This is a genomic window from Pseudomonas sp. NBRC 111133 (genome assembly GCF_001320605.1).
In the GTDB taxonomy this organism is placed as follows: domain Bacteria; phylum Pseudomonadota; class Gammaproteobacteria; order Pseudomonadales; family Pseudomonadaceae; genus Aquipseudomonas; species Aquipseudomonas monteilii.
The window spans coordinates 1-21,786 of sequence record NZ_BCBJ01000093.1 but is presented as its reverse complement, the minus strand read 5'-3'; the positions used below and the strand labels follow the sequence as shown (position 1 = coordinate 21,786).

General features: G+C 62.8%; 18 protein-coding genes, 1 tRNA gene and 2 pseudogenes. 9 read left to right on the top strand and 12 right to left on the bottom strand.

Annotated elements, in window-relative coordinates; translation table 11 throughout:
- Nucleotides 1-69: 69 nt before the first annotated feature.
- The 3 genes from APH36_RS21835 to APH36_RS21825 all read right to left on the bottom strand — a co-directional run bounded on the left by APH36_RS21835 (nt 70) and on the right by APH36_RS21825 (nt 3,496).
- Entirely contained in the window at nt 70-1,500 is a 1,431-nt protein-coding gene (locus APH36_RS21835) for an aldehyde dehydrogenase family protein (RefSeq protein WP_060500210.1), read from the bottom strand.
- Between the two features lie 13 nt (nt 1,501-1,513).
- Entirely contained in the window at nt 1,514-3,013 is a 1,500-nt protein-coding gene (locus tag APH36_RS21830) for a cytosine permease (protein WP_060500209.1), read from the bottom strand.
- Between the two features lie 93 nt (nt 3,014-3,106).
- Entirely contained in the window at nt 3,107-3,496 is a 390-nt protein-coding gene (locus APH36_RS21825; RefSeq protein ID WP_060500207.1) for a nuclear transport factor 2 family protein, read from the bottom strand.
- A gap of 301 nt (nt 3,497-3,797) precedes the next feature.
- Here APH36_RS21825 and ycaC point away from each other — a divergent pair, with 301 nt between their 5' ends.
- The 6 genes and pseudogenes from ycaC to APH36_RS32150 all read left to right on the top strand — a co-directional run.
- Entirely contained in the window at nt 3,798-4,418 is a 621-nt protein-coding gene (ycaC, locus tag APH36_RS21820) for an isochorismate family cysteine hydrolase YcaC (protein WP_060500204.1), read from the top strand.
- Between the two features lie 103 nt (nt 4,419-4,521).
- Nucleotides 4,522-5,340, top strand: a complete 819-nt coding sequence (gene ppk2, locus APH36_RS21815) for a polyphosphate kinase 2 (RefSeq protein WP_060500202.1) — start codon at nt 4,522-4,524, stop codon at nt 5,338-5,340.
- Between the two features lie 36 nt (nt 5,341-5,376).
- Nucleotides 5,377-6,573, top strand: coding sequence for a monovalent cation:proton antiporter-2 (CPA2) family protein (locus APH36_RS21810; RefSeq protein ID WP_060500200.1), 1,197 nt, complete (start codon nt 5,377-5,379; stop codon nt 6,571-6,573).
- Between the two features lie 39 nt (nt 6,574-6,612).
- A complete protein-coding gene (locus tag APH36_RS21805) occupies nt 6,613-7,710 on the top strand; it encodes an AI-2E family transporter (protein WP_060500198.1) in 1,098 nt (365 codons plus the stop codon).
- A 416-nt stretch (nt 7,711-8,126) separates the two neighbouring features.
- Nucleotides 8,127-8,345, top strand: a pseudogene (locus APH36_RS32800) (TolC family protein); the annotation flags it as partial.
- Between the two features lie 54 nt (nt 8,346-8,399).
- Nucleotides 8,400-8,900 (top strand): annotated as a pseudogene (locus APH36_RS32150) (hypothetical protein); the annotation flags it as partial.
- Here the strand turns inward: APH36_RS32150 and APH36_RS21790 are convergent.
- Entirely contained in the window at nt 8,897-10,609 is a 1,713-nt protein-coding gene (locus APH36_RS21790; RefSeq protein WP_060500194.1) for a SulP family inorganic anion transporter, read from the bottom strand. The pseudogene APH36_RS32150 and the gene APH36_RS21790 sit on opposite strands and share 4 nt — an antisense overlap.
- Nucleotides 10,610-10,727: 118 nt before the next feature.
- On the opposite strand from APH36_RS21790, the gene APH36_RS21785 reads away from it, so the two are divergent.
- From APH36_RS21785 to APH36_RS21775, 3 genes are all read left to right on the top strand, one after another.
- Nucleotides 10,728-11,234, top strand: a complete 507-nt coding sequence (locus APH36_RS21785) for a sigma-70 family RNA polymerase sigma factor (protein ID WP_060500192.1) — start codon at nt 10,728-10,730, stop codon at nt 11,232-11,234.
- Nucleotides 11,231-12,178 carry a FecR domain-containing protein gene (locus tag APH36_RS21780; protein ID WP_060500190.1) on the top strand — a complete coding sequence of 316 codons (948 nt, stop codon included), beginning with the start codon at nt 11,231-11,233 and terminating at the stop codon, nt 12,176-12,178. Before APH36_RS21785 ends, APH36_RS21780 begins: the two co-directional genes overlap by 4 nt.
- Nucleotides 12,179-12,307: 129 nt before the next feature.
- Nucleotides 12,308-14,710, top strand: a complete 2,403-nt coding sequence (locus APH36_RS21775) for a TonB-dependent siderophore receptor (protein ID WP_060500188.1) — start codon at nt 12,308-12,310, stop codon at nt 14,708-14,710.
- A 103-nt stretch (nt 14,711-14,813) separates the two neighbouring features.
- On the opposite strand, the gene ychF is transcribed toward APH36_RS21775, so the two are convergent.
- From ychF to APH36_RS21735, 8 genes are all read right to left on the bottom strand, one after another.
- Nucleotides 14,814-15,914, bottom strand: a complete 1,101-nt coding sequence (ychF, locus tag APH36_RS21770) for a redox-regulated ATPase YchF (protein WP_016713314.1) — start codon at nt 15,912-15,914, stop codon at nt 14,814-14,816.
- A gap of 24 nt (nt 15,915-15,938) precedes the next feature.
- The gene (gene pth / locus APH36_RS21765; protein ID WP_012270476.1) at nt 15,939-16,523 is read right to left on the bottom strand and encodes an aminoacyl-tRNA hydrolase; all 585 of its coding nucleotides are present in this window, start codon (nt 16,521-16,523) and stop codon (nt 15,939-15,941) included.
- A gap of 79 nt (nt 16,524-16,602) precedes the next feature.
- Nucleotides 16,603-17,196 (bottom strand): 50S ribosomal protein L25/general stress protein Ctc, encoded by a 594-nt coding sequence (locus APH36_RS21760; RefSeq protein WP_060500186.1) that lies wholly within the window; start codon nt 17,194-17,196, stop codon nt 16,603-16,605.
- 118 nt (nt 17,197-17,314) lie between these two features.
- Complete coding sequence (locus APH36_RS21755; RefSeq protein ID WP_003247410.1) at nt 17,315-18,256, bottom strand: ribose-phosphate pyrophosphokinase; 942 nt, start codon at nt 18,254-18,256, stop codon at nt 17,315-17,317.
- A gap of 48 nt (nt 18,257-18,304) precedes the next feature.
- A tRNA-Gln gene (locus APH36_RS21750) sits at nt 18,305-18,379 on the bottom strand.
- Between the two features lie 20 nt (nt 18,380-18,399).
- Nucleotides 18,400-19,260, bottom strand: a complete 861-nt coding sequence (gene ispE / locus APH36_RS21745; RefSeq protein ID WP_060500184.1) for a 4-(cytidine 5'-diphospho)-2-C-methyl-D-erythritol kinase — start codon at nt 19,258-19,260, stop codon at nt 18,400-18,402.
- A 4-nt stretch (nt 19,261-19,264) separates the two neighbouring features.
- The gene (gene lolB / locus APH36_RS21740; protein WP_016713311.1) at nt 19,265-19,882 is read right to left on the bottom strand and encodes a lipoprotein insertase outer membrane protein LolB; all 618 of its coding nucleotides are present in this window, start codon (nt 19,880-19,882) and stop codon (nt 19,265-19,267) included.
- Nucleotides 19,883-19,886: 4 nt separating this feature from the next.
- Complete coding sequence (locus APH36_RS21735; protein ID WP_060500183.1) at nt 19,887-21,608, bottom strand: tetratricopeptide repeat protein; 1,722 nt, start codon at nt 21,606-21,608, stop codon at nt 19,887-19,889.
- Nucleotides 21,609-21,786: the final 178 nt, after the last annotated feature.

Sequence of the window (21,786 nt, the reverse complement as noted above, 5' to 3'; positions counted from 1 at the left end):
GGGGGGAGGGGAAAGTCACGCGGGGAGGGTTTGTATCGCGAAAAGGGCCGCAGCGCGGCCCCAGCAGTATCAGCCGAGGCACCGCGTCACATGCTTGACCGACTGGTAGGCCGACAACCCCCAAGGCCCCAGCTCACGGCCGATCCCGCTGCCTTTGGTACCGCCCCACGAGGTTTCGACGAACACGGCCTGCACCGAGTTGATCCACACATGGCCGACTTCCAGCGCATCGGCGACGCGTTCGGCACGTTCCAGGTCAGCGGAGCAGACGGTGGCTACCAGCCCGAAGCGGCTGTCGTTGGCCTCGGCAATCGCCTGTTCCTCGCTGGCAAACCGCCGTGCACACAGCACCGGCCCAAAGATCTCCTCGCTCCACAGGCGGCTGTATTTTGGCACATCGGCATACAGCGTCGGGCTGACGAACCAGCCGTCCCGGTCCAGCGCCTTGCCACCGGCCAGGCACTGCAAACCTTCCTCGCGTGCGGTGGCAAAGTAGCTGGCCACCTTCAGCCATTGTGCCTGGCTGGTCAGCGGGCCCATGTCGACTTCTTCGGTCAGCGGGTTACCCACCCGCACGTTTTCCAGTGCAGCCTGCAGGCGCGGCAGCAGCGCATCGGCAATACCGTCCTGCACCAGCAGGCGCGAAGTGGCCGAGCACATTTGCCCGGCGTTCCAGGTGATGCCGGCGACGATCCATTCCACGGCTTGGTCCACATCGCAATCATCGAACACCACGATGGCCGACTTGCCGCCCAGCTCGAGCGTTACCGGCCGGCACTGCGCCGAAGCGCTGCGCATCACCTGGCTACCGACGTTGTTGCTGCCAGTGAACGACAGCTTGTCCAGGCCGTTGTGGTTGCTCAACGCGGCGCCAGTCTCGGCCTTGCCATTGACGATGTTCAGCACGCCAGCCGGCAGGCCCAGGGCATCGGCGATCTGGCCGTAGGCCTGCTCGATCAGTGGGGTGACTTCTGACGGCTTGAGCACCACGGTGCAGCCAGCGGCCAAGGCCGGGGCGAGCTTCCAGGCGCTGGTCACCAGCGGGAAGTTCCACGGCACGATCAGGCCAACCACGCCCACCGGCTCCAGGCGGGTGCGGGCAGTGAAGCCGGGTACGGCCAGCGGTACATCGCGGTTTTTCGAGGGCAGCTGTTCTGCCAGTTCGGCGTAGTAGGTGAAAGTGGCGATGGCGTCGTCCAGGTCGATTTCGGCCTCATGGCGCGGCTTGCCGTTGTTGCGCATCTGCAAGGTGATCAGCGCTTCGCGGCGCTGCCCGAGCTGTTCGGCAAAGCCGCGCAGGAAGGCTGCACGCTCACTGGCTCGGGTGCTTTTCCAGGCGGGCAGGGCGCTACGGGCGGCGGCCACGGCCTGGTCGACCTGGGCAACGCTGGCAGCCATGAATTCAGCGAACGGTTGGCCCAGCGCAGGGTCGTTGACGCTGATGCAATCGCTGCCCTGGCCTTCGACCCAGCGGCCGGCGATATAGTGGGAAGTGGTCATGGTCGGTTTCCAGTCAGGCCATTTCGGCAGTGGTCACGGGCGTGTGCGTGGTGCTTTTGCAACGCACCCAACGCGGGCCTTGAGGGCCATACACGCCAGCAGGTTCAGGGAACAGGTTGAGCAAGAGCAGGTACAGCACGCCAGCCAGCCCCAGGGTGACCGGCAGGCTCAGGTCGATGCCGCCGGCCAGGTCGCCCAGCGGGCCGACGAACTGCCCCGGCAGGTTGACGAAGCACAGGCCGACCGCCGCGCTGGGGATCCACGCCCCCATGCCGCGCCAGTTCCAGCCGTGCAGGAACCAGTAGTGGCCACCACGCTGGCCGCGGGTGAACACCTGCAGGTCATCGGCGTGGTAGAAGCCGCGGCGGGTAATCAGGCCGAGGATCATGATCACCATCCACGGGCTGGTGCAGGTGATGATGAGTACCGCAAAGGTCGATACGCTCTGCACCAGGTTGAAGGTGAAACGGCCGACGAAAATGAAGCCGATCGCCAGTACACCGATCAGCAACGTGGCGCCGGCGCGGCTGAGCAAGCGTGGGAACACGCTGGACATGTCCAGACCGGTGCCATACAGCGCCGTGGTGCCGGTGGACATGCCGCCGATCACCGCAATCAGGCACACCGGCAGGAAGAACCAGGTCGGTGCCACGGCCAGCAGGCCACCTACATAGTTGTTGGCGGCGATGTAGTCCGGTGCCTGGGTTGCAACCAGGGTGGCCGTGCACAGGCCGAACAGGAACGGAATCAGCGTGGCGCCCTGCGCGGCAATCACGGCCAGCATGATGCGCGCCTTGGGCGTTTCACGCGGGATGTAGCGTGACCAGTCACCCAGGAAGGCGCCGAACGACACCGGGTTGCTCATGGCCAGGATCGCGGCACCGACGAAGGCTGCCCAGAAGCCCGGCTGGTCTAGGTTGACGTTGCCGGCGTAACCGGCATCGAACGGTCCGGCAAAGGCGACGATACCCAGCAGGAACAGCAGGCTCGAAGCCCACACGGCAATCTTGTTGACCCACAGCATGAAGCGGAAGCCGAAGATGCACACCACCAGCACCAGCACCGCGAACAGGCCGTAGGCCAGGCCGAGGGTAAGGTCGGTTTCCGGCAGGCCGGCCAGGCGCTTGGCCCCGCCGATCAAAGCATCGCCCGAACTCCACACCGACAGCGAGAAGAACGCCACCGCCGTCAGCAGCGACAGGAACGAGCCGACGATACGCCCATGCACGCCAAAGTGTGCGCCTGAAGACACCGCGTTGTTGGTGCCGTTCAGCGCCCCGAACAGGCCCATGGGTGCAAGGATCAGCGCGCCGACGGCAACGCCGAGCAGAATCGCCCACACACCCGCCTGGAACGACAGCCCGAACAGCACCGGGAAGCTGCCCAGCACGGCGGTAGCAAAGGTATTGGCACCGCCGAAGATCAGGCGGAACAGGTCCAGCGGGGAGGCGTCGCGTTGATCGTCGGGGATCTGTTCGACGCCGTTGGTCTCGATACCGGTCGAGTGGCTCATGGTGATGCTCCAGCGCGGTTGTTGTTGCCTGCGCAGTGCGCGGGCCTTCTTGTGGGTGCGATGGCAGGGCGGCAGGGCCGCGTAAAAAGATGATCAGGCCGGCGATACGACCGACAGGTGCTCGTGGCAAGCCAGCCACTGTTCGCCGTGGCGGCGGAACACGATGGCTTCGCGCTCGCTCAACGGGTGTTCTTCACCGGCGATGCGGATATGGGTGGCTACATCGTGCATGAAGATCGCCACATCACCTTGCAGGCTCACCTGGGCATTGCCCGACTCGCAGGCGAGCACGGTAAAACCCTCTGCCTGCCACTGGGCCCAGAGGTCTTCGTAGGCACGGCGCGACAGCAGCGGATGCGGCAAGGTGTGGAAGAGGAAGGTGGCGTCTTCGCTGAAGCAGGCGAAATAGCGGGCGGTATCGTTGCTGGCAAACGCGGCGACGAGGTCGGCGGCCGCCTGCCGTACCTGGAGAGTCTGGTCCACGGGAGTGGCCTCACGGTTTTTGTGATTATGGTGAAGCGATTCTGGTGGCGGTTGGCGAGGGGAAAAATCGCTGGCGGCAAATAATCAGTTCAGGAATTTGTGAAGTGATGGTAGCGCTTCCTTTTAAAGCTGAAGGGAGCGACCAGGCAACCGACCAAGTAACCGACCAAGTAGGTAGCCAGCCCGACGCGTACTTTGAAACCCTGCGTGAAGGTCCCACTCAACCCGACCGACGGCCTCTGCAGCCCTGCATCCTTGCCTACGCTGATACTCCCAACCCGCTGAAGCAAGGAGATCCGCCATGGCCTTCCAATACAAGCGTCTGGACAAGAACAACGCTGCGGTGCTGCTGGTCGACCACCAGACCGGCCTGCTCTCGCTGGTAAGGGACATCGACCCCGACCGCTTCAAGAACAACGTGCTGGCCCTGTCCGACCTGGCCAAATACTTCAAGCTGCCGACCATCCTCACCACCAGCTTCGAGACTGGCCCCAACGGCCCGCTGGTGCCAGAGCTGAAAGAACAGTTCCCCGACGCCCCCTACATTGCACGCCCCGGCAACATCAACGCCTGGGACAACGAAGATTTCGTCAAGGCGGTAAAAGCCACTGGCAAGAAGCAGCTGCTGATTGCCGGTGTGGTCACCGAAGTGTGCGTGGCCTTCCCGGCACTGTCGGCGCTGGAGGAGGGCTTCGAGGTGTTCGTCGTCACTGACGCCTCCGGCACCTTCAACGAACTCACCCGCGACTCCGCCTGGCGGCGCATGGAGGCTGCCGGTGCACAGCTGATGACCTGGTTCGGCGTGGCCTGTGAGCTGCACCGTGACTGGCGCAATGACATTGAAGGGCTGGGCACCCTGTTCTCCAACCATATTCCGGATTACCGCAACCTGATGACCAGCTACAACAAGTCGGCCAAGTAGGTTTTTGGGGGGCTGCACTGCAGCCCCCTTCAACCGGCAAGCGAAGCGGCAAACCGTCATGAATCGACCATACTGACTCTTCATTCCCCTTCAGGAGAGTGTCATGTCGAAGCCGTCCAGGAAGAAACTCACCCAGGAACAGCCAGAAAAACTGGGCGGCAAGGCCTACGAAAAAGCGCTCAAGCACCTGCACGTGGAACTGGTGAAGTTGCAGGAGTGGGTGGTGGCCAAAGGCCTGAAGGTATGCATCGTCTTCGAGGGCCGCGATGGCGCCGGCAAGGGCGGCACCATCAAGGCCATTACCGAGCGCGTCAGCCCACGGGTGTTTCGCGTGGTGGCGCTGCCGGCACCGACCGAGCGGGAAAAAACCCAGATGTACCTGCAGCGCTACCTGGGGCATTTGCCTGCAGCGGGCGAGGTAGTGATCTTTGATCGCAGCTGGTACAACCGTGCGGGCGTCGAGCGGGTAATGGGCTTTTGCTCCGACGAACTCGTCGACAAGTTCCTCATCGGTGTGCCCGTGTTCGAAAAGGTCATGGTCGAGTCGGGCATCATCCTCATCAAGTACTGGCTCGAGGTCAGCGCCGAAGAGCAGACCCGCCGCCTGCAGGATCGCATCAACGATGGCCGCAAGCTGTGGAAGCTTTCGCCCATGGACCTCAAGTCGTATACCCGCTGGGATGACTACACCCAGGCGCGTGACGACATGTTCGCCGCGTCGGATACTGCCTGGGCGCCTTGGTTCATGGCCCATTCCAACGATAAACGCCGCGCCCGCCTGAACATCATCAGCCATCTGCTCAGCCGGATTCCGTACAAGGACATCACCCGTGACCAGGTGGTGAAGCTGCCCAAGCGCGGCAAGATCGGCAAGTACAAGGCTGTGGCCTACCCGTTCAAGTTCGTCGAACAACGCTTCTGAACCCCTCCCTGTGGGGAGCTGCGAGGGTAAGAGCTCATGCCACATGACGGCAGCCTGTTGCAGGCGACGGTGGTGTTCTTGTTGGCCGTGGTGCTTCTGGTACCGCTGGCACAGCGCCTGAAAATGGGGGCGGTACCGGGTTACCTGCTGGCGGGTATCCTGATTGGTCCTTCGGTGTTCGGCCTGCTCGACAACCCGGACAACGTGGCGCGGCTGTCGGAGATGGGCGTGGTCATGCTGCTGTTCGTGATTGGCCTTGAGCTCTCACCCCGGCGTCTGTGGACCATGCGCCGGGCGCTGTTTGGCATCGGCAGCTTGCAGGTAGGGCTTACTGCGGTGCTGCTTGGGCTGCTGGCGTACGGGCTGTTCGACCAATCGAAACCCGCTGCCATCGTGCTGGGCCTGGGCCTGGCGCTGTCGTCCACCGCCTTTGGCTTGCAGGTACTGGCCGAGCGCAAGGACCTGGGCAAGCCGCAAGGTCGCCTGGCGGTGGCCATCCTGCTGTTTCAGGACATTGCCGCCATTCCCTTGATTGCCGTGGTGCCGCTGCTCGGGGGCGATGTCAGCACCGCCGACGAAGGGGCCTGGCCACTGCTGGCAGTGGCTGTCGGCATAGGCGTGCTGATTGTCTTTGGTCGCTATCTGTTGACCCCGGTATTCAAGTGGACGGTGGGTTCGGGCTTGCCCGAGCTGTCGACGGCCACGGCCTTGCTGGTAGTGCTGGGCACCGCCTGGCTGATGGAGCACGTGGGCGTGTCGATGGCACTGGGGGCATTTCTGGCCGGCGTGCTGATGGCCGAGTCGCCATTTCGCCACGAACTGGAAACCCAGATCGAGCCGCTCAAAGGCCTGCTGCTGGGGCTGTTCTTCGTTGGCGTGGGCATGAGTGCCGACCTGCGCCTGTTGTTTGGCATGCCACTGATGGTGTTGGGCCTGACCGTGTTGCTGGTCGCCATCAAGCTGCCCTTGCTGTATGGCCTCGGGCGTACGGTTGGCGGGCTCAACAAGGCCCAGGCGTTGTGCCTGGGCGTGGTGCTGGCCTCGGGTGGCGAGTTTGCCTTCGTGGTGTTCAAGCTGGCGCTGGAACATCAGGTGCTGACTCGGCAGGTGCATGACGTGCTGGTGCTGGCCATTACCTTGTCGATGGCGGTGGTACCGCTGGTGATGATGGCCTTGGCGCGGCAGTTACGAGACGACAGCCCCGTGCAGGCCACCCCGGAAACGAGCGACTGAACCGTGGCACATGACGAACCGAATGTTCGGAGGTGAAGCATGCAACCGGGTATCATGCTGGACAGCGCCCTGTCGCGGGGCTTGCTCGATGTGCTGATCAAAGCCGGCCTGGTGGCTGCCTTGGTGATCTTTGCCTTTCAGGTGTTCCAGCCATTTCTGGAGCTGATGCTGTGGGCGGTTATCCTGGCGGTCACCCTGTACCCGTTGCATTGCCGCCTGCAGCGCCGTATCGGCCTCAAGCAGGGGTATGCGGCGGCGCTGGTGGTGGTGCTGGTACTGGTGGTGCTGCTGGTGCCGATCTACCTGGTGGTGATGTCCATCGGCGAATCGGTGGACAGCCTGGTGACGTTGCTCAAAAGCGGAGCCTGGAGCGTGCCGACCCCACCTGACACCGTGTCGGCCTGGCCACTGATCGGGCCGAAGGTGCATGCCCTTTGGTTGGCGGCCTCCGAAAACATGGCCAGTGTGCTGAACCAGTGGATGCCCCAGCTCAAGGGCGCCGGGCGCACGGTGCTGGGGGCGGCGGCCAGTGCCGGGGGGGCCTTTTTGCTGTTCATCGGTGCGATCATCATCTCCGGGGTGATCATGGCCTTTGGTGACCGTGGTGAAATCGCGGCACAGCGCATCGCCATGCGGGTGTCGGGTGAGGAGCGGGGCAAGCCATTGGCCAAGTTGTGCACCGCGACCATTCGTGCGGTGGCCCAGGGTGTGATCGGCATTGCGTTCATCCAGATGCTGCTGATCGGCGTCGGCTTCGTGGTCAAAGGGGTGCCAGGGGCCGGCATGCTGGCCATCGTCATCCTCATGCTGGGGATTGCCCAGGCGCCCGCTACCCTTGTCACGGTGCCGGTGATCATCTATGTGTTCAACGTCGAAGGCTTTACCGCCGCGACCATCGTGTTTGCGATCTACACCTTCGTTGCCGGGCTGGCCGACAACGTGCTCAAGCCACTGTTGCTGGGGCGAGGGGTGGACGTGCCGATGCCGGTGGTGCTGATCGGGGCGCTGGGCGGCATGGTGGTCAAAGGGATCATCGGCTTGTTCATCGGCCCGGTGATCCTTGGCGTCACCTACGTGTTGTTCTGGCAATGGGTTGCACTGCAGGTGCCGGAGCAACCGGCACCACCTGCTGCCTGAGCCAGGGGCTGCCATGCCCACGCACGGCTATGGTCTAGGGCTGCTGGTAGTGCTGGCCGGCTGCACCCAGGTTGGCCCGGACTTCGAAAAGCCCCAGGCCCCTTGGCTGGCCGGCTGGAGCACGCCTTTGCTGGAGCAGGCAGGACGCAGCGCTGCGGCGCCCGACCTGCGCCGCTGGTGGACGGTGTTCGCCGACCCAATGCTGGACGCGCTGATTGCCGAGGCCGATGCCCACAACACCAACCTTCGCGTGGTAGGCCTGCGCATCGCCGAAGCCCGGGCCCAGCGGGCCATCGTGCAGACCGGGCGTTATCCACAGTTGCAACAGTTGAGCGCGCAGAGCCTGTACCTGAAGCAAGACCAGTCCGGCGCTGCAGCCGCGCGCGACTCGGTGTTCTGGCAATCCAGCGTGGGCTTTGACATCGGTTGGGAAATTGACTTCTGGGGGGCGCTTCAGCCGCGCCATCGAAAGCGCAGATGCGGCCTACTTCGTTTCCCGGGCCAACTACGCCGATGCCATGCTGCTGTTGCGTGCACAAGTGGCCGACACCTACTTCGCCCTGCGTACGGCCGAGGCACGGCTGGATATCGCGCGCGAGAACGCCGAGCGCCAGGCGCGTAGCCTGGAGATCACCGAGCGGTTGTTTCGCCCTGGCGAAAATGACGAACTCGACTGGCAGCAGGCGCGCGAGCATGTCAGCTGGGTAGCGTTGCGCGCCACGTTGATTGTGATGCCGACCTTCCTGCTGGCGCTGATTGCTCCGGATCAGTACATGCCGCTGATCATGAAGGCCGTGAGTGTGGGGCAACAGGCCGGCGAAACCCGCGCGCGGGACGCCAGCCGTGAGCTGGTTGGCTCAACATTGCTTGCCGGGTTGCTGGCGATACTGATGTGGGGCGCGTTGAGCCTGTTCGTGCACCTGTGGATGTTTTTTCTGTGGGTGCTGCTGTTCGCGCTCTGGCAGGCGCGGCGGCTGTACCAGGTGGTGCCGAACCGGCAGAGCCCGGCGTACTGGGTGAGCTGCCTGACGACAATGTTGATCCTGCTGGGGCAGTCGGTGCAGGACAGTGCTGGCGGGCAGGATGTGTACAAGGCGTTTGCCGTGCGCATGGCACTGTTTCTGGCGGTGTCGGTGTATGCCAGTGCCATGCTGATCTGGATCGATCGGCGCCGGGTTCGGGCTGGCTAGGGTTGCCAGTCAACCCCGCTCTCATCCAGGTAGGCATCCACCGCCGCGCCCACCGTTGGGTGAAAGGCTTTCTCCCCCATATGCTGGAACAACCCGAACCGCCGCATCTTATCCTTAACCGGGTCCTTCATCTCGGCAAACTGCAACTCCACCCCCCGTGCTTCCAGCGCCCGGTCCAGCTCGGCCAGCATGTCGGCCGAAGTGATGTCGATACTGGTCACTGGCTCCGCCGCGATGATCAACCGCTGCACCGGTGTAGGCGACGCGTCCACTGCCGCCATCACTGTGCTCTGGAACTGCTCGGCGTTGGCGAAGAACAGCGGCGCGTCCCAACGCAGCAGCACCAACCCTGGAATGCGTCGGGCCTGTGGATAACGCTGCACATCATGGTAGCCCCGCGTGCCATCCACCCGGCCCAGTACCGCATGGTGCGGCCGCCAACCGTCCCACAGAAACTCGATCACTGCGATGGCCACGGCGATGCAGATACCGGGAATAGCGCCAAATACGGCTACGCCGACAAAGCAGGTGAACGAGAGCCAGAACTCCCACTGCTGCATGTGGAATATACGTTTGAGGTCGGTGAACTCGAACAGGCCCAGTGCGGCGGCAATCACCACGGCGGCCAAGGCACTGTTGGGCAGGTGCTGCATCAGATTGGGCGCCACCAGTAGCAACAGGGTGACCGCCAGCGCGCCGATAATGCCGGTGAGCTGGGTTTGTGAGCCGGCAGCCTCGGCTACCGGCGTGCGCGATGAACTGCTGCTGATCGGAATACCCTGGAACAGCCCCGAAGCCAAGTTGGCTATACCCAGGCCGAACATTTCCTGGTTTGGGTTGACCGTCATTTTCAGGCGCGCGGCATAGGAGCGCGACAGCACACTGGTGTCGGCGAACGACACCAGCGCTACCGCGATGCCACCGAGCAGCACCTCCACCAGGTCGATGTCGCTGACCCAGGGCAAGACAAAACCGGGCAGCCCTTGGGGCAACTCGCCGAGCACCTTCACGCCTTGCCGGTCGAGCCCCAGCAGGCTCACCGCCAGCGTGGCCAGCACCACGGCAATGAGGATGCCCGGTACCCGCTTGAAGGGCTTGAGCAAAAGGATCAGCACCAGGCTGCCACCACCGACCATGAAGCTTGGCCAATGCCCTTGGCCGGCAAGCAAGGCCTGAATCAGGTTCCAGATATCTCGCAGCGGTCCTTGGCTGTCCACCGACAGGCCGAACAGCTTGGGCAGTTGGCTGATCAACACCGTGAGGGCGATTCCGTTCATGTACCCATAGCGGATCGGCTTGGACAGCAATTCGGTGATGAAGCCCAGGCGCAGCAGCCCGGCAATCACACAGAACGCCCCGGCGACCAGCGCCATCATGCTGGCGATGGCGATTGCCCGCTGCGGGTCGCTGGCGGCGTACTGCACCACCACCGCCAGGATTGGCGCGGCCAGTGCCGAGTCCGGGCCCAGCACGAGGATGCGGCTGGGGCCGAACAGGGCATAGGCCAGCAAGGGGATAATGGTGGCATACAGGCCATAGATGCCGGGTACGCCAGACGCTTCGGCGTAGGCAATGCCCACGGGTACCAGCATGGTGGTGAGCACCAGGCCGGCGGCGATGTCCTTGGCCAGCCAGGCTGGCTTGTAGTGGAGCAAGGTGACCAGGCCAGGTAACCAGCGTTGCCAGTCGAAGCGGGTTGGTTCGGGCATGGTGCGGGCTCTGGGGGAGGCGGGTGCTGATTGACAGAATAGGTGTTGGAGACGGGTAGCGCTTCCGGCGCCCTATCTATAAGATGCGACAAATTCTCATTAACTTCTGGTCCCGCCCGTGCCCGCATCCCACACCAGCAAGCTGGGTCTGTTTTTCAGCGATCACCACCGCTGGTTACTGCGGCATGTGCATCGGCAACTGAGCAACCGCCCGGACGCCGAGGACACGGCTGCCGAAACGTTCTGCCAGCTACTTGCCGCCCGGGTCGACCCCGCGTCCATCGAGCAGCCGCGAGCCTACCTCTCGACCATTGCCCGACGGCTGATCTCCGACCGCCTCCGCCGCCGACGCCTGGAGCAGGCCTATCTGGAGCGGCTGATGCTGCTGCCGGAGGCGCTGGCGCCCTCGCCAGAGGAAACGCACCTGCTGCTGGAGGCCCTGCACGCCATCGACCGTAGCCTGGCCGGGTTGCCACTGGTGGTGAAGAGGGCCTTTCTCATGAGCCAGCTCGATGGCCTGACCTACGCGGAAATCGGCCGACGTCTGGATGTATCCGAACGAACGGTCGGCCGCTACATGACACAGGCCTTGCGCCAGTGCTACCTGAGTGGGGTGCAATCATGAGCCGCCATGCACTGAGCCCGGCTGCCGAGCAGGCCATTGCCTGGATGGTGCGCCTGCGCTCCGGGCGTGACGACGCCCGGCAACAGGCACTGTTCCAGCAGTGGCTGGGGCACGACCCGGCCAACGCCCACGCCTGGGAGCAATTGCAGCGCGGCCTGGGCGGGCACTTTGAGGTGGTGCGTCGGGCCCCCGGTACCTTGCGCGATACCTTGCTGGAACCTGAAGCAGGCCGACGTGATGTGCTACGGGCATTGGCCGGGCTTTCTCTGCTGGGTGGCAGCCTGTGGTTTGCAGTCCGCAGCGACACCGGCCAGGCATTGACTGCCGATATCCGTACCGGCACTGGCGAGCGTCGTAGCCTGAAGTTGGCTGATGGCAGCCGGCTGACCCTGAATGCCGGCACGGCGGTCGACCTGGCCTTTTCCGACGGCCGTCGCCTGCTACGCCTGCACAGAGGAGGGCTGGTGGTGCAGGTTGCGGCAGACCCTGCCCGGCCGTTCATCGTGCGCAGCGACCAAGGTGATGTACGCGCGTTGGGCACGCGTTTTCTGGTCGAGCAACTGGCCGATGCCACACGTGTAGTGGTGCTGGAGCATGCCGTGCACGCGTCGCTGCCCAGTGGTACCGAACGGGATCTGCAGGAGGGCCAAGCGGCGTTGTTGCACGCTCAACGCATCGAGCCGTTGCTTACCGGCCAGGCCTACCGCGCCGATTGGGTACAGGGCCACCTCAGCGTGCTGGACGAACCCTTGGCGGCAGTGATCGACGCACTTCGCCCGTATCGCCCCGGGTTTATCCGCGTCATCCCACAGGTGCGCAACTTGCGCGTGCAGGGCGTGTTCCCGCTGGATGACAGCGAGCGCACCTTGGCTGCCCTTGAAGAGACCATGCCGATACGGGTGGAGCGCTATGGCCCCTGGATGACCCTGATCGAAGCGCGCTGACGAGGCGTTCATGGCCGCCGATCTTTTAACGGGGACTGTCATTGAATGAAAATTTTTATCATTCGTGTCCGGTTTTTTTCGCTCGTCCCACCTCTCTCCTGATAACAGCAAAAATTCAGGAGTATCCACGTGTTCAAACCCTGGCCCCTCGCCCTTGCCATCACCCTGGCCGCCGTGCCAACGGCCTTCGCCTGGGCAGAAGGTTCCGCGCAGCAACAGCTGCTGCGTTTCGACCTGCCCGCCGCCAGCCTGGCGCACACCCTCAACGCCATTGCCCGCCAAGGCGGGCAGGTGATGTCGCTGGACCCCGCCTTGGTCGTCGGCAAACAGGCATCTGCCATCCAGGGTGAGATGAGCGCCCTGCAAGCCGTGCAAGAGGCGCTGGCGGGCAGCAGTCTGCAACTGATCGTCACCGGCAGTGGCACCTTCAGTGTGGTGCCGGCGGTCGATGCCAAAGGCGCGCTGGAGCTGGGGGCCACCAATATCAATAGCGTGGGCCTGGGCGAAACCACCGAGGGTTCAGGCTCGTACACCACAGGTGCCGTGACCATCGGCAAAACCCCTCAGTCGCTACGGCGCACCCCCCAGTCGGTGACTGTGGTCACGCGCAAGCTGATGGACGACAAGAACCTGGTGTCACTGGACCAGGTGATGGCCCAGACCACAGGTATCACCCGCGCCAACCGTGGTTATGGCAACCACCACTTCAGTTCCCGTGGCTTCGACATCACCGACGACAGTTACATGGTCGACGGCGTGGCCGGGCAGGCCTATGCCTACACCGGCTGGATGATCCCCGACATGGCGGTGTTCGACCGTGTCGAGGTACTGCGCGGTGCCTCGGGCCTGCTGGTGGGGGCAGGTAACCCCGGGGGCGCGGTGAACCTGGTGCGCAAGCGCCCGACTGCTGAACCGCGTTTGTCCGTGACCACCCGCGCGGGCTCCTGGGATTACTACCGCCTCGACCTGGACGCCAGTGGCAGGCTGAATCCTGAAGGCTCCTTGCGTGGCCGCATGGTGGCGTCCTACGAGGACCGTGGCTACTTCACCGATGTCAGCAAGGCCAAGCGGCCGTTGCTGTACGGCATTGTCGAAGGCGACCTGAGCGACGCCACTACCGTGGCCCTGGGCTTGCGCCGGCAAACCTCGCGCATCGATGGTTACAGTGTGCTGGGCCTGCCGAACAACCCCGACGGCAGCAATCCGCACCTCAAGCGTTCCACCTTCCTGGGCCAGGACTGGGCCACGCTGCAAACCCGTACCGATGAAGTGTTTGCCGACCTGAACCACCGCTTCAACGACAGCTGGGCTGGCAAGCTGGCGCTGTCGCATTCCGAAAGCCGCTACAACCGCAGTGCCATCGAGTGGAGTGCAGAAGATACGCTGGAGTACGGCAGCCCCACGGGGCCGATGATCAACGACACCAGTTTTCACAAGTTCGATGTCACCGCCAACGCGGTGGACGGCCACCTGGACGGCGAGTTCGAGGCCTTCGGTCTGAGCCATCAGCTCTCACTGGGGGCCAACTGGTCCAGGCGCAAGATGAACGACAAGGACGCCATGGTAAAGCTGGACAGCCCCATCCCGCTCAATGTGTTCGACCCGGACCACAGCATTGTCCCCGAGCCTTCGCGCCAAGGCTGGGACTACCAGGATGACACCTTCGACACCCGCTACGGGACCTACCTCAATGCCCGCTTGCACATGACAGAGGACCTGAGCCTGGTGCTGGGCGGGCGCCTGAGCTGGTACAAGACTGAGGCTTGGGATGGCGAGCGTAAAAGCACCAATGAACAGAAGCACGAGTTCACGCCATTTGTAGGTGCCATCTACGACTTGAACAACAACTGGTCGCTGTACGCCAGCTATGCGGACATCTTCATGCCCCAAGCCAGCTACCGCAGTGCTGGCGGCAAGTTGCTCGACCCCGCCATCGGCTCCAACTATGAAACCGGCATCAAGGGGGAGTTGTTCGACAAGCGCCTGAACCTGTCCTTCGCGCTGTTCTACATCGAGCAGAAAGACGTCGCCACTCGCGACTACGCCAACGACGGCAATTGCCCGAATGACGTTGCCGGCCGTTGCTACGTGAACAGCGATGGCATCAGCCGCAGCAAGGGCTTCGAAGCGGAGGCCAGCGGTGAGTTGCTGCCAGGCCTGCAAGTGGCAGCAGGCTACACCTTCAACACCACGCAGTCAGAGACGGGTGGGCCGATCTCGGCGCAAACGCCCAAGCACCTGTTGCGGGTGAATACCAACTACACCCTGCCCGGTGAGTGGAACCGCCTCAGCGTCGGGGGCGGCGTGTCGGCCCAGTCCCATTACTACGATGCCTACAACGGAGTGAGCAACAGCGGCCGGGCGGTGTTCGATGTACGGGCGGCGTACAAGCTCGATAAGCACTGGACGGTGGGCGTGGACATGGAGAACCTGTTGGACCGCAAGTACTTCGACTCGACCGGCTACTGGACGCGCGGTACCACGTACGGCACGCCGCGCAGCTACATGCTGAGTTTGCGCGGGGATTTCTGAAGCCCGCCTCAAGCATCTCCCACAAAGCACGTACATGTACGGGCAAAACAAAACCCCTTGAAGCGTAAGCCTCAAGGGGTTTGTGGTTACAGCAGGCTAGCGCTTAGACGTTAAAGCGGAAGTGCATCACATCACCGTCCTTGACGATGTAATCCTTGCCTTCCAAACGCCATTTACCGGCTTCCTTGGCACCGCTCTCACCCTTGAACTGGATGAAGTCGTCATAGGCCACCACTTCAGCGCGGATGAAGCCTTTTTCGAAGTCGGTGTGGATCACGCCAGCGGCTTGTGGTGCGGTGGCACCCACGCGTACGGTCCAGGCACGTACTTCCTGCACGCCGGCAGTGAAGTAGGTTTGCAGGTTAAGCAGTTCGTAACCGGCGCGGATCACGCGGTTCAGGCCAGGCTCTTCCAAACCCAGGGCCTCAAGGAACATGTCCTTTTCTTCGCCGTCGTCCAGCTCGGCGATTTCTGCTTCGATCTTGTTGCACACCGGCACCACCACCGCGCCTTCTTCCTCGGCAATGGCCTTGACCACGTCCAGGTGCGGGTTATTGTCGAAGCCGTCTTCCGCCACGTTGGCGATGTACATGACCGGCTTGCTGGTCAGCAGGTGGAAGCCGCGGATGACCGCCTTGTCTTCGGCGCTCATGTTCTTCATCAGGCTGCGCGCAGGCTTGCCTTCGGTGAAGTGCGGGATCAGCTGTTCCAGGATGGCCTTCTGCGCCAGGGCTTCCTTGTCGCCGCCTTTGGCGTTGCGGGCAACCTTCTGCAGTTGCTTCTCACAGCTGTCGAGGTCGGCGAAGATCAATTCGAGGTCGATGATCTCGATGTCACGCTTGGGGTCGACACTGTTGGAAACGTGGATCACGTTTTCGTCTTCGAAGCAGCGCACCACATGGGCAATGGCGTCGGTCTCGCGGATGTTGGCGAGGAACTTGTTGCCCAGGCCTTCGCCTTTCGACGCACCCGCCACCAGGCCGGCGATGTCGACGAACTCCATGGTGGTTGGCAGGATGCGGTTTGGCTTGACGATTTCAGCCAGCGCATTCAGGCGCGCATCGGGCATCGGCACGATGCCGCTGTTTGGCTCGATGGTGCAGAAAGGGAAGTTCTCCGCCGCGATGCCAGACTTGGTCAGGGCGTTGAACAGGGTGGACTTGCCGACGTTGGGCAGGCCGACGATGCCGCAATTGAAACCCATGGGTATTCCCCTCTCTAAAGGAAATCAGGCCTTCTGGCTGTGCAGCTCGCGCATCGCCTTGGCGAAGTCGCCGGCAAGCACGTCCGGCAGCACGCCGAGGGCAAAATCGATGCTGGCGTCGAGCTTCTCCTGCTCGGCGCGCGGCGCGCGGCCCAGGACGAAGTTGGAGACCAGTTTGGCGTCGCCCGGGTGGCCGATGCCAAGCCGCAGGCGGTGGAAGTCGTTCTGGTTGCCGAGCTGCGCGATGATGTCGCGCAGGCCGTTATGCCCACCATGGCCGCCGCCGCGCTTGAGCTTGGCAACGCCCGGAGGCAGGTCGAGTTCGTCGTGCGCCACCAGGATCGCTTCCGGCTTGATGCGGAAGAAATTGGCCAAGGCCGCCACGGACTGGCCGCTACGGTTCATGTAGGTGGTGGGGATCAACAAACGAACGTCGTTGCCCTGATGGCTGAACTTAGCCGTCAGGCCGAAATATTTCTTGTCAGCGGTCAGCGAAACACGCTGGGCGCTGGCAATGCGTTCAACGAAAAGAGCCCCTGCGTTATGCCGGGTCTGTTCGTATTCGGGGCCGGGGTTACCCAGGCCGACGATCAACTGGATGGCGGTCACGTCAGGGGCTCTTCCTTGGAGTTGGTGGGTTACAGGGCGCGCGGCACTGTAACCCGATCAACGCCGGCGTGCGAGTAGATTACTCGGCAGCGCCTTCTGCTTCTGGAGCAACGCGTGGAGCGTGAACGTTGGCAACAGCTTTGTCATCACCGTGGGCCAGAGCTACGAACTCTACGCCTTTCGGAGCTTTCAGGTCCGACAGGTGGATGATGGTGCCGACTTCGGCGTTGGCCAGGTCAACTTCGATGAACTCAGGCAGGTCTTTGGCTTCGCAGGAAACTTCGATCTCGGAAACAACGTGGGAGATCTCGCCGCCTTTCTTGACCGGTGCTTCTTCGTTGATGAAGTGCACTGGAACAACAGCGGTCAGTTTCTGGCCAGCAACAACGCGAACGAAGTCGGCGTGCATGATGAACTGCTTGGCTGGGTGGCGCTGCATGGCCTTGATGATGACGTTTTGCTTAACGCCGTCAACGTTCAGCTCGATAACGTGGCTGAAGGCAGCTTCGTTTTCGAACAGCTTGGTGATTTCCTTGGCCAGGATGGTCAGGGATTGAGCTTCTTTATCGCCACCGTAGACAACGGCTGGGATGCTCTGCGAGTGACGCAGGCGGCGGCTCGCACCTTTCCCCAGGTCAGTACGCGCTTGGGCGTTCAGGATGAAATCAGTCATTTTGCTTCTCCAAAATAGCCCCCCGAGGGCGTTTGCGACCAGCGCCAACGGGGATGGCAAAAAAGCCCCGCCCCAACACATGTTGGGGCGGGGCGCTTCACATCAACACGCGTTCCGCTTAGCGGAACATCGCGCTGATCGATTCTTCGTTGCTGATACGGCGCACCGCTTCAGCGACAACCGGTGCGATATCCAGCTGGCGGATACGGTCACAGGCTTGAGCAGCGGCGGACAGCGGAACGGTGTTGGTCACCACCAGCTCGTCCAGTACCGACTTCTCGATGTTCTCGATCGCGCGGCCCGACAGGACAGGGTGCGTGCAGTAGGCGTAAACCTTGGCAGCGCCGTGTTCTTTCAGGGCTTTGGCCGCGTGGCACAGGGTACCGGCGGTGTCGACCATGTCGTCTACCAGGATGCAGGTGCGCCCTTCGACGTCGCCGATGATGTGCATAACCTCGGAGTGGTTAGCCTTTTCGCGGCGCTTGTCGATGATACCCAGGTCGACACCCAGGGACTTGGCGACTGCACGTGCACGCACGACACCACCGATGTCCGGGGAGACGATCATCAGGTTCTCGAAACGCTGGTCTTCGATGTCGTCGACCAGTACGGGCGAGCCGTAGATGTTGTCGACCGGGATATCGAAGAAGCCTTGGATCTGGTCAGCGTGCAGGTCGACGGTGAGAACACGGTCGATACCCACGACAGTGAGCATGTCAGCGACGACTTTGGCGCTGATGGCTACACGTGCCGAACGCGGACGGCGGTCCTGGCGGGCATATCCGAAGTAAGGAATCACGGCGGTGATTCGGGATGCTGAGGAGCGGCGGAAGGCGTCGGCCATCACTACCAGTTCCATCAGGTTATCGTTGGTCGGAGCACAGGTCGGCTGAATAATGAAAACATCTTTACCGCGAACATTTTCATTGATCTCAGTGCTGATCTCACCGTCGGAGAATTTACCGACAGAGACGTCACCGAGAGGGATATGCAGCTGACGTACGACACGCCGAGCCAGATCGGGGTTAGCGTTCCCCGTAAAGACCATCATCTTGGACACGCGCAGTACCTGAAGGCTGAGGGTATACCTGGATGAGTATAAGGAAAATGGCAGGGGCGGCTGGATTCGAACCAACGCATGGCAGGATCAAAACCTGCTGCCTTACCGCTTGGCGACGCCCCTGTATCTGTTGCTGCGAACGCTTATGCGCTCGACTTCTTGACCAGACTTTGCAGCTTGCGATGCAACATCGAAACATTGCTTCCTTTCGCCACAAACCCTGTTTGGGTCGCTGAAAGAAGGGCCAGAACTTTATCAGCTTCGGCTTTGCTTGGGAAGGCCCCAAACACACAACTTCCAGTGCCGGTTAGTCGAGCCTCAGTGAATTTTCCCAGTGAATTCAACGCATTGCGAACTTCTGGGTAATTCTGCTCTACCACCGGTTGGCAGTCATTTCGACTGTTTCCCTTGGGAACGGGGCGCATCTTAAGGGGGAGTGAATCACGTGTCAACTGTGGATGTGAAAAAATTTCTACTGTGCTGACAGACACTTGCGGCACCAGCACGACATACCAGGGTTCTTCCGGGTCTACAGGGGTGAGTTGTTCGCCCACGCCCTGGGCGAACGCCGCATGGCCGCGCACGAATACCGGTACGTCGGCGCCCAGGCTCAGGCCCAGTGCGGCCAGGCGGTCTTCGTCCCAGTCCAGCTGCCAAAGGTGGGCCAGGGCCAGCAGGGTGGTGGCGGCGTCCGAGCTGCCACCACCGATGCCGCCACCCATGGGCAGCACTTTGGTCAGCCAGATGTCGGCGCCGAGCGGGGTGCCGGATTGCTCCTGCAACTTGCGGGCTGCGCGCACGATCAGGTTGCTGTCGTGCGGTACGGCGTCTATCTCGGTGTGCAGGTGGATCACGCCATCGTCACGCAGGGCGAAACTCAGTTCGTCGCCATGCTCGAGAAACTGGAACACGGTTTCCAGCTCGTGGTAACCATCTGGGCGGCGGCCGATGATGTGCAGCCACAGGTTGAGCTTGGCCGGAGCGGGCAGGGTGAGCGTTTGCATGTGATCAGTGCCCCAGCTGGCGTGGCTGCCAGTCCTTGACCACCAGGGTCACGTCCAGGTCCTTGCCGTGCAGTTTCAGGCGCTCGGGCAGCCAGTAGCCGTTCTGTTCGGTGTAGCTCAGGTACTGTACTTGCCAGCCGTCCTGGTCGAGGCTGGCCAAGCGGCTGTCACCGTCCAGGGTCAGCTTGCTCTTGCTGTCGGGGGCGGGCAGGCCGCGTACCCACCAGACCAGGTGCGACACCGGCAGTTGCCAGCCAAGCTGCTCTTCCAGCAGGGCTTCGGGGCTCGTGGCCTCGTAACGGCCCTGGTTGGCCACTTCCAGTACCACGCCACCCGGGCGGCCGGTCAGGCGTGCGGCACCCCGGCCCAGCGGGCCGGCAAGGCGGATGTCGTAGTAGTCCTGGCGCTGCAACCAGAACAGCGTGCCGCTGCCGGAGTCGCGCGGGGCGCGGATGCCGACCTTGCCGTTGATCTGCCAGCCATCGAGGCTGCTCAGTTGTTCTTTATGGGCGCGCCACTGTTGTGGGTTGCCGTGGCCCTGCAGGGCCTCGCGGCTACCGAAACCGGCACAACCGGCCAGCAGGGCGATCAGGGTGAAGGTGATGCAATGGCGCAGGAACATGGCGTTAAAGGGTCTCGGATCCGGTCAGGCGCAGGAGGGTCTTGCGCAGGATGGGGCTGTCGGCCTGGGCTTCGAAGCCTTTGGCCCACACCTGGCGGGCTTCGCGGCGCTTGCCGTTGGCCCACAGCACTTCGCCCAGATGGGCGGCCACTTCATGGTCGGGGAAATTGGCAAAGGCCTGGCGCAGGTAGGTTTCGGCCTCGTCGAGGTTACCCAGGCGATAGTTGACCCAGCCCAGGCTGTCGAGCACTGCCGGGTCGTCCGGGGTCAACTGATGGGCCTTGTCGATCAGCGCCTTGGCTTCGTTGTAGCGGGTAGTGCGGTCGGCCAGGGTGTAACCCAGGGCGTTCAGGGCCATGGCATTTTCTGGTTCGCGGGTGATGATGGCGCGCAGGTCTTTCTCCATCTGTGCCAGGTCATCGCGTTTTTCGGCCAGCATGGCGCGGGTGTACAGCAGGTTGAGGTCGTCCGGGTACCGTTGGATGGCTTGTTGAAGCACCTGGTTGGCCTGGGCGTCCTTGTTGTTGTTGCTGTAGCTTTCCGACTCGATCAGGTACAGCTGGATGGCGAGGTCCGGCTGGGCTTCGCGGGCTTCGGCGAGCAGGCGCGAAGCGTCGGTGCCTCGGCCGTTGGCAATCAGGATGTCGGCCTGGCGCAGTTGCGCTGGCAGGTAATCGGGGCCAGGGCCGACCAGTGCGTATTCGCGCAGGGCGCCTGCGGGGTCGTGGCGCTCTTCCCGGATGCGGCCCAGGTTCAGGTGCGCGGCGTCGACGTTGCTGTCACGCTCGATCAGTTCCTGCAGGTAGCCTTCGGCTTCATCCCAGTCTTTGTTCTCCAGGCACACCAGCGCCAGGGAGTAACGAAGTTCGTCATCGTCGGGGTACTGCTGGACCAGGCTGAGGAACTCGCCCTTGGCATCGGCGATGCGGTCTTGCTCGACCAGGGTGCGTGCGTAGGTCAGGCGCAGGCGCTTGTCATCCGGGTTGTCGCGGATAGCGCCGCGTAGCAGTGGCAGGGCTTCCGGGCCACGGTCCAGGGCCTGCAGCAATCGGGCGCGCAGCAGGATGGGGGCGATTTCGCCGTTTTGCGCCGGATGCGACTCCAGCAGCTCCAGTGCCTCTTCGGCCTTGCCGTCCTGATTCAGCAGTAGCGCTTTGCCGAACACCAGCTGGCCGTTGTTCGGGTATTTCACCAGCAGGCGCTCGAAGCTTTGCAGCAGGCCATCGCGGGTGCTCTGGTCGGTTTCGGCGGCAGACAGGGCGAGGAAGTCGAAGTGGGTGTCGCCTTGGCCCTGCAGCACCTTTTCCATATAGGCCATGGCGTCGTCATAGCGGCCGGCACGGGCCAGCTGGATGGCGGCGGCGCGTTGGGCGTCGAGGTTTTGCGGGTCGTTGCGGGCCCAGACCAGGGCATTGTCCAGCGATGGCTCGTCGGCGCCGAGGTATTCGGCGATGCGATAGGCACGTTCGGAAACTCCGGGGTCCTGGGTTTTGGCGGCCTGGTCGGTGTAGTTGGCCAAGGCGATGTCGAAGCGGTTGCGCTGGCCGGCCAGCTCTGCGACCAGCAGGCTATAGAGTGTGTCCTGCTTGAACGAGCCATACACCACGGGCTTTTGGGCCTCGCTCTTTGCGGCCTCGGCGACGGGAGGCTCGGCCTTTTGCGGGGCCAGGCTCTGGCAGCCCTGGAGCAGGGCGAAGGCAAGCAGCAATGCGTATGGTTTGTTCATAGAAAGGCTTATAGGAGGACTCACCGGCGGTCGGAGCATGATGACACAAGCGCGGGGGCAAAACCCACCTGTGCTGCGTCTGGTTAACTCCGACCTTTGAGGGGGGGGAGGGTTCCAGAATGTGTGAGGTTGGCAAGGCGCATGTCTTGAGAGGTGTGGTTGTGCGCAAATCGAGCGG

What these genes read in the sequence shown, in the direction of transcription:
- APH36_RS21835 (WP_060500210.1), bottom strand. Translation starts at nt 1,500, where the DNA reads ATGACCACTTCCCACTATATCGCCGGCCGCTGGGTCGAAGGCCAGGGC.
- APH36_RS21830 (WP_060500209.1), bottom strand. Translation starts at nt 3,013, where the DNA reads ATGAGCCACTCGACCGGTATCGAGACCAACGGCGTCGAACAGATCCCC.
- ycaC (WP_060500204.1), top strand. Translation starts at nt 3,798, where the DNA reads ATGGCCTTCCAATACAAGCGTCTGGACAAGAACAACGCTGCGGTGCTG.
- ppk2 (WP_060500202.1), top strand. Translation starts at nt 4,522, where the DNA reads ATGTCGAAGCCGTCCAGGAAGAAACTCACCCAGGAACAGCCAGAAAAA.
- APH36_RS21810 (WP_060500200.1), top strand. Translation starts at nt 5,377, where the DNA reads ATGCCACATGACGGCAGCCTGTTGCAGGCGACGGTGGTGTTCTTGTTG.
- APH36_RS21805 (WP_060500198.1), top strand. Translation starts at nt 6,613, where the DNA reads ATGCAACCGGGTATCATGCTGGACAGCGCCCTGTCGCGGGGCTTGCTC.
- APH36_RS21790 (WP_060500194.1), bottom strand. Translation starts at nt 10,609, where the DNA reads ATGCCCGAACCAACCCGCTTCGACTGGCAACGCTGGTTACCTGGCCTG.
- APH36_RS21780 (WP_060500190.1), top strand. Translation starts at nt 11,231, where the DNA reads ATGAGCCGCCATGCACTGAGCCCGGCTGCCGAGCAGGCCATTGCCTGG.
- ychF (WP_016713314.1), bottom strand. Translation starts at nt 15,914, where the DNA reads ATGGGTTTCAATTGCGGCATCGTCGGCCTGCCCAACGTCGGCAAGTCC.
- APH36_RS21760 (WP_060500186.1), bottom strand. Translation starts at nt 17,196, where the DNA reads ATGACTGATTTCATCCTGAACGCCCAAGCGCGTACTGACCTGGGGAAA.
- ispE (WP_060500184.1), bottom strand. Translation starts at nt 19,260, where the DNA reads ATGCAAACGCTCACCCTGCCCGCTCCGGCCAAGCTCAACCTGTGGCTG.
- lolB (WP_016713311.1), bottom strand. Translation starts at nt 19,882, where the DNA reads ATGTTCCTGCGCCATTGCATCACCTTCACCCTGATCGCCCTGCTGGCC.
- APH36_RS21735 (WP_060500183.1), bottom strand. Translation starts at nt 21,608, where the DNA reads ATGAACAAACCATACGCATTGCTGCTTGCCTTCGCCCTGCTCCAGGGC.